Annotated in this window: 2 protein-coding genes and 1 pseudogene; all 3 read right to left on the reverse strand. The window is 62.6% G+C overall.

Features of this window, described 5'->3' with window-relative positions:
- Positions 1-284: 284 nt before the first annotated feature.
- The 3 genes and pseudogenes from WK25_RS16050 to WK25_RS31295 all read right to left on the reverse strand — a co-directional run bounded on the left by WK25_RS16050 (position 285) and on the right by WK25_RS31295 (position 12385).
- On the reverse strand, positions 285-10700 hold the full coding sequence (locus WK25_RS16050) for a YadA-like family protein (protein WP_257785760.1): 10416 nt from the start codon (positions 10698-10700) through the stop codon (positions 285-287).
- Positions 10701-10841: 141 nt separating this feature from the next.
- Positions 10842-11042 (reverse strand): annotated as a pseudogene (locus tag WK25_RS32430) (ESPR domain-containing protein); the annotation flags it as partial.
- A 1139-nt stretch (positions 11043-12181) separates the two neighbouring features.
- Positions 12182-12385: a hypothetical protein gene (locus WK25_RS31295; protein WP_156789049.1), complete on the reverse strand. Its 204-nt coding sequence runs from the start codon at positions 12383-12385 to the stop codon at positions 12182-12184.
- Positions 12386-12724 lie beyond the last annotated feature (339 nt).

Consider the following 12724-nt stretch of genomic DNA (forward strand, 5'->3'; position numbering starts at 1 on the left):
ATGCCTGCGCATGTCACCCGGTATATCGGCTCCTGTTGCTCAGGCGAACTCAGTGCGCGGATGCTGTACGTCGGCCCGGACTGGGTTGCACATGCGCCCAGCGCGGCAGCGATCGCACCGAGCATGCACGACCGAAGAACGAGAGATGAAAATTTCATGTTGTTTGGACCGTCAGGGTAATAGCTAAAGTGAACAATGAGAGAGAAAGCGAACCTGGGTCCGGGCAAGACCATGTCACTGCCCGGACCGGCGGCGGAGGCAGGCCTTTCGGCCCGCCTCGGCGCTTACCATTGATAGGAGGCACCTGCGCCGACGACGTTGCCGCCGCTACTGAGACTCACGCCGGCTTTCATTTTCAGGTTCTCGGTAATACGCGCTTCGCCACCCATCGCGACCGCCTGATAACCCTTGTATGAAGCTGCGCCGATACCGAACGAGAGATTCTTGCCCGGGTCCACGCCAGGAATCATCGTCAGTGCCGTTGCTGCCGCGACGCCGGAATAGGCGTTTCTCGCCATACCGTCGATCTGCCCCTGCATACCGCCCATTGCCCTGTCAAACTGCCCCTTGCTGACGGCGTCCGTAGCCTTGACGCCGTCTGCCACGTTGACCAGCCGGCGCGTATGGCCATCCGATCCGATGGACACCGTGTTCGCCTCATTCGCGACCGAGCCCTGACCGATTGCGACTGCATTGCTTGCTCCGGCGGAGACAGTCGCCCCCTGGCCGATTGCGGTGCCGCCGTTCGACTTGACGCTCGCGTGGGCTCCAACCGCCGTACCATCGTTGACGCCGTTCGCAACCTGCGAATTCGAGCCAGCGCTGACGTTGGCGTTACCCGTGCCAGGCTTCGGCGCGACGACATCACCGGCAGTGTCGCCCTTGCCGCCCGTTCCGTCGATGAGACCATTGCCTACGGCGGCACCGGACCCACCGGGCACTTCCGCAGCGATCACCCGGTCGTGGATCTCGTCCACTTGACCTTGCAGCGCCGACAGCTGGCCGTAGTTGACGGCGTCATACTGGCTCTTTCCGTCTGCGACATTGGTCAGCGTCACCGGTCCCGACACGACGCCGTTGCCAAGCGTGAGCGATCCGAAATTCGGTGTGCCATCCGGGTGCTTGTCGTACGCCACGACACCGGCGAGATTGACGCTTTCACCCAGATTGTTCTGAATATTCGTCACTCGATTGTCGATGTCGGTGAATGCGTCGCCTACGTTGTGATAGGTGTTGCCGCCCACTTCGTACGTCGGCGCGACGATTTCGCCCGTTTGCGGATCAAGCTTCGCCCCACCACCGAGCGCCGTCGTTACGCCGGTCAACTGACTCACGTTCACTGCGTCGGTCGACGCCACACCTTTCGCTACGTTGTGCAGTGTGACCGGTGCGGTGGCGTCAGCGCCACCCAGCGTCACCGAGCTGTAGTTCGTTGTGCCATCGTCATGCTTGTCATAGGTGACCGCTGCCAGCAGCGTGCCGTCACCGCCGATCAAACCCGCGGACTTGAGCTGTCGTACGTTGACCGCATCGGTGTCGTCAGCGCCGTCAGCCACGTTCTTCAGCGTCACCGGCGCCGCTGCGCCCTTGCCGCCGAACGTCACTTCCGCATGAGTCTCGTCGTCATATTGAACGGCATTTGCCAGGCTCCGTTGCAACGAGTCGATCTGGTTCGTGTTCTCCGATGTACGGCCGTCAAGATTCTCGAGCGCGTCGCCGACGTTGTGATAGGTCTCGGTTCCACCATTGGCACCGGCCAGCGTGTACGACGGCGCCGTTATTTTCCCGGTGGCGGTATCGAGCGCGGCACCTGCTCCGAAATGTTCCGAAACGCTCTTCGCTACGGCGTTCAGCTGTGCACCATTGACTGCGTCCGAGCTGTCCGCTGTGAGCGAGCCGTTAGCCACGTTGTTGATCAACGTGCCAGTTTTACCGGCCAGCGTTACCTTGTCTTTCGTCGCGCCGTCGTACACCACCGCGTTCTCGCTCGTGCCGCCACCGCTTGCCGCAGCAGCTTCCAGCGCATCGCCCACGTTTGCGTACTCCTTGCCGTCAACCGTGTACACCGGGGCCTTCACGCCGCCGTCGGTGCCAATTCCGGCTCCGCCGCCCAGCGCGTCCGTCACGCCCTTGAGCTGGCTCACGTTCACCGCGTCCGTCGATGCGACACCCTTGGCGACGTTGTGCAGCACAGTCGGTACCTTTGCGCCGGCTCCGCCAAGCGTCACCGATGCAAAGTTCGTGCTGCCGTCGTCCTTCTTGTCGTACACCACCGCCGACAACGACTTGCCGTCTTCGCCGATCAGGCCCGATGACTTCAGTTGCGACACGTTCACCGCGTCCATGTCCAGCGTGCCTGCCTTCACATTCGACAGTGTCGTGCCCGTCTTGCCGCCGGCCAGCGTCACCTTGTCTTTCGTCGTTCCGTCATACACGACCGCCAGCGACTCACCGGTCGTACCGTCGATTACACCGCCATCCTTCAGCGATTCTTCCAGCGCGCCCAGGCTCTCGTTCGTCGCGAACAGCTGCGCACCGTTCACCGCATCCTTGCTCGTCGACGACAGCGTCCCAGCCTTCACGTTCGTGATCGTCGTGCCCGTCGTGCCGCCGGCCAGTGTCACCTTGTCTTTCGTCGCGCCGTCGTACACCACCGCCGACAACGACTTGCCGTCTTCGCCGATCAGACCCGACGACTTCAGCTGCGACACGTTCACCGCGTCCATATCCAGCGTGCCTGCCTTCACGTTCGACAGTGTCGTGCCGGTCTTGCCGCCGGCCAGCGTGACCTTGTCTTTCGTCGTGCCGTCGTACACCACCGCCGACAACGACTTGCCGTCTTCGCCGATCAGGCCCGATGACTTCAGCTGCGACACGTTCACCGCGTCCATATCGAGCGTGCCTGCCTTCACATTCGACAGTGTCGTGCCGGTCTTGCCGCCGGACAGCGTCACCTTGTCCTTCGTCGCGCCGTCGTACACAACCGCCAGCGACTCACCGGTCGTACCGTCGATTACACCGCCATCCTTCAACGATTCCTCCAGCGCGCCCAGGCTCTCGTTCGTTGCAAACAGTTGCGCACCATTTACCGCGTCATTGCTCGTCGACGACAGCGCGCCCGCCTTCACGTTCGTGATGGTCGTGCCCGTCTTGCCACCGGCCAGAGTCACCTTGTCTTTCGTCGTGCCGTCGTACACAACCGCGTTCTCGCTCGTGCCGCCACCGCTCGCCGCAGCAGCTTCCAGCGCATCGCCCACGTTTGCGTACTCCTTGCCGTCAACCGTGTACACCGGGGCCTTCACGCTGCCGTCCGCGCCAATTCCGGCTCCGCCGCCCAGCGCGTCCGTCACGCCCTTGAGCTGGCTCACGTTCACCGCATCCGTCGATGCGACACCCTTGGCGACGTTGTGCAGCACAGTCGGTACCTTTGCGCCGGCTCCGCCAAGCGTCACCGATGCAAAGTTCGTGCTGCCGTCGTCCTTCTTGTCGTACACCACGGCCGACAACGACTTGCCGTCTTCACCGATGAGGCCCGATGACTTCAGTTGCGACACGTTGACCGCATCCGTATCCAGCGTGCCTGCCTTCACGTTCGACAACGTCGTGCCGGTCTTGCCGCCAGCCAGCGTCACCTTGTCCTTCGTCGCACTGTCGTACACCACCGCCGACAACGACTTGCCGTCTTCACCAATCAGCCCCGACGACTTCAGTTGCGACACGTTCACCGCGTCCATGTCCAGCGTGCCCGCCTTCACGTTCGACAGTGTCGTGCCGGTCTTGCCGCCGGCCAGCGTCACCTTGTCTTTCGTCGCGCCGTCGTACACCACGGCCGACAACGACTTGCCGTCTTCGCCGATCAGGCCCGATGACTTCAGCTGCGACACGTTGACCGCGTCCATATCCAGCGTGCCTGCCTTCACGTTCGACAACGTCGTGCCGGTCTTGCCGCCGGCCAGCGTCACCTTGTCCTTCGTCGTGCCGTCGTACACAACTGCCAGCGACTCACCGGTCGTACCGTCGATTACACCGCCATCCTTCAACGATTCCTCCAGCGCGCCCAGGCTCTCGTTCGTTGCAAACAGTTGCGCACCATTTACCGCGTCATTGCTCGTCGACGACAACGCGCCGGCCTTCACGTTCGTGATCGTCGTGCCCGTCTTGCCACCGGCCAGCGTCACCTTGTCCTTCGTCGCGCCGTCGTACACCACCGCCGACAACGACTTGCCGTCTTCACCGATGAGGCCCGACGACTTCAGTTGCGACACGTTGACCGCGTCCGTATCCAGCGTGCCTGCCTTCACGTTCGACAACGTCGTGCCGGTCTTGCCGCCGGCCAGCGTCACCTTGTCCTTCGTCGTGCCGTCGTACACCACCGCGTTCTCGCTCGTGCCGCCACCGCTTGCCGCAGCAGCTTCCAGCGCATCGCCCACGTTTGCGTACTCCTTGCCGTCAACCGTGTACACCGGGGCCTTCACGCTGCCGTCGGTGCCAATTGCTGCACCGCCGCCCAGCGCATCCGTCACGCCCTTGAGCTGGCTCACGTTCACCGCGTCCGTCGTCGCAACACCCTTGGCGACGTTGTGCAGCGCAGTCGGTACCTTTGCGCCGGCTCCACCAAGCGTCACCGATGCAAAGTTCGTGCTGCCGTCGTCCTTCTTGTCGTACACCACCGCCGACAGCGACTTGCCATCGTCACCAATCAGCCCTGACGACTTCAGTTGCGACACGTTCACCGCGTCCATATCCAGCGTGCCCGCCTTCACGTTCGAGAGTGTCGTGCCCGTCTTACCGCCGGCCAGCGTCACCTTGTCCTTCGTCGCGCCGTCATACACGACCGCCAGCGACTCACCGGTCGTACCGTCGATTACACCGCCATCCTTCAGCGATTCTTCCAGCGCGCCCAGGCTCTCATTCGTCGCAAACAGCTGCGCACCGTTCACCGCATCCTTGCTCGTTGACGTCAGCGCGCCCGCCTTCACGTTCGTGATTGTCGTGCCCGTTGTGCCGCCGGCCAGCGTGACCTTGTCTTTCGTCGCGCCGTCGTACACCACGGCAGACAACGACTTGCCGTCTTCGCCGATGAGGCCCGACGACTTCAGTTGCGACACGTTGACCGCGTCCGTATCCAGCGTGCCGGCCTTCACATTCGACAACGTCGTGCCGGTCTTGCCCGCCAGCGTTACCTTGTCCTTCGTCGCGCCGTCATACACCACCGCGTTCTCGCTCGTGCCGCCACCGCTTGCCGCAGCAGCTTCCAGCGCATCGCCCACGTTTGCGTACTCCTTGCCGTCGACCGTATACACCGGGGCCTTCACGCCGCCGTCCGCGCCAATTGCTGCACCGCCGCCCAGCGCGTCCGTCACGCCCTTGAGCTGGCTCACGTTCACCGCATCCGTCGTCGCAACACCCTTGGCGACGTTGTGCAGCGCAGTCGGTACCTTTGCGCCGGCTCCGCCAAGCGTCACCGATGCAAAGTTCGTGCTGCCGTCGTCCTTCTTGTCGTACACCACCGCCGACAACGACTTGCCGTCTTCACCGATCAGGCCCGATGACTTCAGCTGCGACACGTTGACCGCGTCCATATCCAGCGTGCCTGCCTTCACGTTCGACAACGTCGTGCCGGTCTTGCCGCCGGCCAGCGTCACCTTGTCCTTCGTCGTGCCGTCATACACGACCGCCAGCGACTCACCGGTCGTACCGTCGATTACACCGCCATCCTTCAGCGATTCTTCCAGCGCGCCCAGGCTCTCGTTCGTCGCAAACAGCTGCGCACCGTTCACCGCATCCTTGCTCGTTGACGTCAGCGCGCCCGCCTTCACGTTCGTGATCGTCGTGCCCGTTGTGCCGCCGGCCAGCGTGACCTTGTCTTTCGTCGCGCCGTCGTACACCACGGCAGACAACGACTTGCCGTCTTCGCCGATGAGGCCCGACGACTTCAGTTGCGACACGTTGACCGCGTCCGTATCCAGCGTGCCGGCCTTCACGTTCGATAGCGTCGTGCCAGTCTTGCCCGCCAGCGTTACCTTGTCCTTCGTCGCGCCGTCATACACCACCGCGTTCTCGCTCGTGCCGCCACCGCTTGCCGCAGCAGCTTCCAGCGCATCGCCCACGTTTGCGTACTCCTTGCCGTCGACCGTATACACCGGGGCCTTCACGCCGCCGTCCGCGCCAATTGCTGCACCGCCGCCCAGCGCGTCCGTCACGCCCTTGAGCTGGCTCACGTTCACCGCGTCCGTCGTCGCAACACCCTTGGCGACGTTGTGCAGCACAGTCGGTACCTTTGCGCCGGCTCCGCCAAGCGTCACCGATGCAAAGTTCGTGCTGCCGTCGTCCTTCTTGTCGTACACCACGGCTGACAACGACTTGCCGTCTTCGCCGATCAGGCCCGATGACTTCAGCTGCGACACGTTCACCGCGTCCATGTCCAGCGTGCCTGCCTTCACATTCGACAGTGTCGTGCCCGTCTTACCGCCGGCCAGCGTCACCTTGTCCTTCGTCGTGCCGTCATACACCACCGCCAGCGACTCACCGGTCGTACCGTCGATTACACCGCCATCCTTCAGCGATTCTTCCAGCGCGCCCAGGCTCTCGTTCGTCGCAAACAGCTGCGCACCGTTCACCGCATCCTTGCTCGTCGACGTCAGCGCGCCCGCCTTCACGTTCGTGATCGTCGTGCCCGTCGTGCCGCCAGCCAGTGTCACCTTGTCCTTCGTCGCGCCGTCGTACACCACCGCCGACAACGACTTGCCATCTTCACCGATGAGGCCCGACGACTTCAGTTGCGACACATTGACCGCGTCCGTATCCAGCGTGCCTGCCTTCACGTTCGACAACGTCGTGCCCGTCTTACCGCCGGACAGCGTCACCTTGTCTTTCGTCGTGCCGTCGTACACCACCGCATTCTCGCTCGTGCCGCCACCGCTTGCCGCAGCCGCTTCCAGCGCATCGCCCACGTTTGCGTACTCCTTGCCGTCGACCGTGTACACCGGCGCCTTCACGCTGCCGTCGGTGCCAATTGCTGCACCGCCGCCCAGCGCGTCCGTCACGCCCTTGAGCTGGCTCACGTTCACCGCGTCCGTCGTCGCAACACCCTTGGCGACGTTGTGCAGCACAGTCGGTACCTTCGCGCCGGCTCCGCCGAGCGTCACCGATGCAAAGTTCGTGCTGCCGTCGTCCTTCTTGTCGTACACCACGGCCGACAGCGACTTGCCGTCTTCACCGATCAGACCCGACGACTTCAGTTGCGACACGTTCACCGCGTCCATGTCCAGCGTGCCTGCCTTCACATTCGACAGCGTGGTGCCCGTCTTGCCGCCGGCCAGCGTCACCTTGTCTTTCGTCGCGCCGTCGTACACCACGGCCGACAACGACTTGCCGTCTTCACCGATGAGGCCCGACGACTTCAGTTGCGACACGTTGACCGCGTCCGTATCCAGCGTGCCTGCCTTCACGTTCGCCAACGTCGTGCCGGTCTTGCCCGCCAGCGTTACCTTGTCCTTCGTCGCGCCGTCATACACCACCGCGTTCTCGCTTGTGCCGCCACCGCTTGCCGCAGCAGCTTCCAGCGCATCGCCCACGTTTGCGTACTCCTTGCCGTCAACCGTGTACACCGGCGCCTTTACGCTGCCGTCCGTGCCAATTGCTGCACCACCGCCCAGCGCGTCCGTCACGCCCTTGAGCTGGCTCACGTTCACTGCGTCCGTCGACGCCGTACCCTTTGCCACGTTGATGATCTGACGCTGAACCGTACCCGAGCCCACAGACAACGCATTACCGCGGTTCGCGACAGCGCCCGAACCCAGGGCCACGCCACCCGCCGCCGTCGCACTCGCCCCAGCACCGAGCGCCATCGCATCCACGATGTTCACTGCAACCGACGCGCCCGTACCCACGGCGATACCGTTCACAGCCCCAGCCTGTGCCTTCGCCCCGTCGCCAATCGCAACCGAGCTTTGGCCGAGCGCCCATACCCGATTGTTGCCGAGCGCCACGGCCCTATTCGCGTTTGCCTTCGCGTTCGAGCCGACCGCAACCGTCTCTGCTCCATTGGTCGTCACACCCGATCCGACTGCAACCGCATACGGTTGATCGGCCCCCGTCTGAGCACCGCTACCCAACGCGACGGAGTTATCGGATCCGGCGACCGCTTGCACACCCACTGCGAGCGCGTCTCTCCCAGCTGCCACCGACGAAACACCGGCTGCCATCGCAGTTCCGGAAGTGGCTCCATTGAGCGATGCAACGCTCGGATAATCGCCGTCCTTCCCGATGCCATCGACTGCAACGAAGCTGCCCGGCGTGGATTCCACGTTCCGCTGCATCATCCGCTTGCCGACCGAACGCTGCGTCTTGGTGTCGAGTGCGCCGATCGCATCGGCCAATTGCTTCATATTGACCGCGTCGTTCTCGTCGATCCCGTCGCTGACGTTGACGATTCGGCGCGTTATCGATCCGGTATCGCCGATCGAAACGGTGTTCTCCTGATCAGCCACGGAATTGATGCCCAGGGCGACAGAATTGAAAGCGCGTGCGCGCGCGCCCGACCCGATCGCCACCGCATTGTCGACCGTCGCGTTCGCATTCCCGCCAATCGCGACACTGTTCGCACCAAGCGCGTTCGCCTTCATGCCGGACGCCTTTACCTGGATGTACTTCATGGGCAACGTGCCGTCCGACAAGCCGCTTGAAATCTCGTCCTTGATGTCGTTCAGTCCCTTCGACAATTGCTGTACGTTCACCGCGTCCGTGTCGGCGACACCCTGCGCGAGGTTCTTCAGCGAGACAGGCGAGGTCGAGGCCGTTCCGCCCAGCGTGACCGTCTTTTTCGTGTCGGAGTCGTACTGGACGGCGTTGCCTGCATTGCCGCCCGCATTCGCCGCCTGGAGAGCCGCGCCGACGTCGTTATAGGTCTTGTCGCCGACCTTGTAGGACGGCTTCGTCACGCTCCCGTCTTCGCCGATTCCCGCACCGCCGCCCAGCGCGTCCGTCACGCCCTTGAGCTGGCTCACGTTCACCGCATCCGTCGTCGCAACACCCTTGGCGACGTTGTGCAGCGCAGTCGGTACCTTTGCGCCGACTCCACCAAGCGTCACCGATGCAAAGTTCGTGCTGCCGTCGTCCTTCTTGTCGTACGCCACGGCCGACAGCGACTTGCCGTCTTCGCCGATCAGCCCGGACGATTTCAGTTGCGACACGTTAACCGCGTCCATGTCCAGCGTGCCCGCCTTCACGTTCGACAGCGTCGTGCCCGTTTTGCCACCGGCCAGCGTCACCTTCGCCTTCGTCGTGCCGTCGTAGACCACCGCCAGCGACTCACCGGTCGTCTCGTCGATCGCGCCACCGCTCTTCAGCGATTCTTCCAGCGCACCCAGGCTCTCGTTCGTCGCGAACAGTTGCGCACCATTTACCGCGTCCTTGCTCGTCGACGTGAGCGTGCCTGCCTTCACATTCGTGATCGTCGTGCCAGTCTTGCCGCCAGCCAGCGTCACCTTCGCCTTCGTCGTGCCGTCGTACGCCACCGCCAGCGACTCACCGGTCGTCTCGTCGATCACGCCACCGCCCTTCAGCGATTCTTCCAGCGCGCCCAGGCTCGCGTTTGTCGCGAACAGCTGCGCACCGTTCACCGCGTCCTTGCTCGTCGACGTCAACGTTGCCGCCTTCACGTTCGTGATCGTCGTGCCCGTCGTGCCGCCGGCCAGCGTGACCTTGTCTTTCGTCGCGCCGTCGTACACCACCGCCGACAACGATTTGCCGTCTTCGCCGACCAGCCCCGACGACTTCAGTTGAGACACGTTCACCGCGTCCGTATCCAGCGTGCCGGCCTTCACGTTCGACAGCGTCGTGCCCGTCTTGCCGCCGGCCAGCGTCACTTTGTCCTTCGTCTCGCCGTCGTACACCACCGCGTTCCCGCCCGCGCCGCCACCGCTGGCCGCCGCGGCCGCCAGCGCGTCGCCCACGTTCGCGTATTGCTTGCCGTCAACCGTGTACACCGGCGCCTTGACGCTGCCGTCCGTGCCGATCCCGGCACCGCCGCCCAGCGCATCCGTCACGCCCTTGAGCTGGCTTATGTTCGCCGCATCAGTATCGAGGGTGCCCCGACCGACGTTGACGATTTGACGCTCGAAACCGACGGTACCCACCGACACCGTCTGATCGCGGTCGCTTTCCGAATACGAACCCAAGGCAACGCTGTCCGCGCCAAGCGCGCTCGCGCTCATGCCGAGTGCTACCGCGTTCTCTGCCGTTGCGCTCGCCTGCAAGCCATGCGCGATTGCGCCAACCGCCGAAGCGACGGTCGAATCCCCCAACGCAAGCGAGGATTCCGCGGTTGCCTGCGCCTTGCGGCCCATCGCGTATGCGCCCCAACCGGCCGCCTTCGCCTCATTGCCGACCGCGATCGACGACTTGCCGCTCGCGTTGGCAAGCGCGCCCACCGCGATCGCGCCTTGTTCGCCGTTGGCGGATGCGCTGGCACCGACGGCGACGTTGTTGGCCGTCGCGGCCGCGTTACCGCCTACCGCGACTGCACCGCCAAGCCCCGTCGACGAAGGGTGTGCGCTCGCATTACTGCCGATCGCGATCGATTTCTCGCCGAGCGCCGATGCGGCGTCCGTCCCGTCGCCAATTGCATCGATCTTGATATAGGCTTTATTGTCAGCCGCTACGCTGCGCGTACCGACGCCGGCAATCGGCGTCGACATCACGGATTTTTCCTCCTCTGCGGTTGCCGTCTCTTCCGTCGGGAACTGCAAGGATTCTTCGGAAGGCGTTGCAAATGCCTGGCCGGAAGACGCCGCGATCAACGCCAGCGCAACCTTCACTTGCACTTTCCCCGAGGACGATTTCGTGCGCCCATGTGCAATTTCCGATGCCGCACACCAGGTATTGGTGGATGCGTTCCATACGACTCGATACGTCTTGTTCACGTAAGCGGTTCCTATTGAGAAGATGACTGGCAAATCGATTGCCGGGATAGCTCGATGCAGCGGCAAAGAGGAGGCGACGCATCGTCGGATGCGCGAATTCGCGCAGGCGACAGGCATGCGAGTCACAACGTCTTATTCACGCACACGAAATCTATTTAAATCCGCACGGTATCGTGCTGAAAAAATAATTTAGAATTATATGAGTGCGAAATCGGGTGATGAAATAGGACGATTACCATTTGCATTATTTAGGCGGCTAGTACTCGTCTTATTTATTTTGGAGATAATTTAACTCAATAAAGCGATTTTCTCGAAGGGGATGGCGTTGAAAAGTTAAATCTCTTTAAACATTTTCCGCCCAAATCACTCATGGCAGATTCTTTTATTTAAAGTCTCTTCAACCAACGAGTGAGCACGCAGACAACTTGGCTGTCGAGCGCATCGAGCCGTAGTCAGGAGCAGGAAGCTTGGGAAGTGTTGGCGGAAGGTCCGAGTCGGCGCAGCTCGGCGGCTGCGCGACGCGTAGTGCCGCCCCGTCGATACGAGCGCCAATGATCGGAGTTGCGGTGCGCGTCACGATGTATCGCGCACGCCGTACGTCGAAGCGTCCGCTGACTATGCGTCTGTGCCCCCGCGAAACCGGAATCCTCGGCATGGGGCGCCCCGCCGACCAATCCACATGTCCCGCGCGTCGATCGACAAGTCGAATGCAGCCAAATCCGCAACCGGGGTCGCCGCAGAGGCAAGGCCGACGCTCGCCACGTCCCGCAACAGCGCGGGCATGCCGGCGCGCTGCAGCTCGATGTGACTGTGCAGGGGGCAGACCGCGTCGATTGGTCCGGCCGCATCAGCGACTTCATCGCACTGTGGCGATTCTGTGGGGCCGCGCGACCCGATCGGGTGTGTCCGACCGCCGATCGGTCCGGGAAGTTGCCGCGCATGTCTCTCGTCCACGGTTACTCGACCAACGTGACGCTCCGCCGCGAATCGCGTGCACGATCGCATCCCGCCGAGACGGTTGACCCGCTTCGGGCGCGCTCCATACCGGCGGATTGGCTCTGGCAACGACGCACGCGTTCATGACATGGGCTGAATGAAATGAGCGGCGTATCGCTCTCGTCGTCGACGGACGTTCGTCGGCGAAGCAGAAGAGCGCAATCGGCTCCAATACCGGTCTGGGCCAGGATGTGGCGCACCGGCTCTTCGAACAGGGACGCATCGTCGCGGGAAAATGTCTTCTGCAACCAGCGCCTCCATCACCGCTTCCCGTTCGGCATATCGCAGCGCAGCAGGCTGAACGGCCAGATGTTGCATCTCGAAGGCGCGCGCAGTTTCCCGAGATCGCCGCCAACCGAATCCATGATTTTTCGCGAAATTTCAAGCGGCACGCCAAATCCCGTACGTAAACGACGATTACGCTCAAGAGCAAGCGGCCGGTACGCTGCCCGCAATCCGGTCATGCCGGTCCACGTTTAAGTGAAACCGTGTCATCGTGCCTTCCGCCGCCCGGGGTCATCCGAAGTATGTGCAACCTTAATTGGTCGAACTTGATCAAGTGTTTCAAATACATGCAGTTAGAGCCTCATTGTTTTAATTTTGAATGGATTTCCATTTTTCGCACGCCTTGTCATCCGTCATTTCATTTCCTATAAATCACTGGTACCAAATCGATCGAGAAGAAAACGGCGACACCCGAGACCATTGCGCCAATAGAAGGAATCGAATATTCGGCATTCGTTGATCCCATGCATGCACCGTGGCTTGCCTTCGTGGGCGTGCCCCTTGGCGTCGCCCCGCGC

It is taken from the genome of Burkholderia latens, assembly GCF_001718795.1.
Classification (GTDB): domain Bacteria; phylum Pseudomonadota; class Gammaproteobacteria; order Burkholderiales; family Burkholderiaceae; genus Burkholderia; species Burkholderia latens_A.

What these genes read in the sequence shown, in the direction of transcription:
- WK25_RS16050 (WP_257785760.1), bottom strand. Translation starts at nt 10,700, where the DNA reads ATGTCGACGCCGATTGCCGGCGTCGGTACGCGCAGCGTAGCGGCTGAC.
- WK25_RS31295 (WP_156789049.1), bottom strand. Translation starts at nt 12,385, where the DNA reads ATGACCGGATTGCGGGCAGCGTACCGGCCGCTTGCTCTTGAGCGTAAT.